This is a genomic window from Dissulfurirhabdus thermomarina, from assembly GCF_012979235.1.
GTDB classification, from domain to species: Bacteria; Desulfobacterota; Dissulfuribacteria; order Dissulfuribacterales; family Dissulfurirhabdaceae; genus Dissulfurirhabdus; species Dissulfurirhabdus thermomarina.
On the sequence record NZ_JAATWC010000033.1, the window covers coordinates 1 to 221 of the forward strand.

Consider the following 221-nt stretch of genomic DNA (forward strand, 5'->3'; position numbering starts at 1 on the left):
TACGGGGCGGAGGGGCTTTTGGGCGAGTACGCGGCCAACGGGAGCGAGATTCGGGGTTACGGCTGGTGGCCGGGGAGCGCCTACGGGACGATTCCGCTTTACCTCCGGGAGGGCGGGGCGTATCATTTCATCCAGGCGGACCAGCTTGGGACGCCGCGGATGCTGGTGGACGCCACGGGGGCGGTGACGTGGCGGGCGGAGTACGAGGCCTTCGGCCGGGC

At 70.6% G+C, this 221-nt stretch carries 1 protein-coding gene; it reads left to right on the plus strand.

All coding sequences use genetic code 11. The annotated features are described in order from the left end of the window. Positions 1-221: RHS domain-containing protein (locus tag HCU62_RS11600; RefSeq protein ID WP_169755686.1), on the plus strand; the 221-nt coding region annotated here is incomplete at both ends.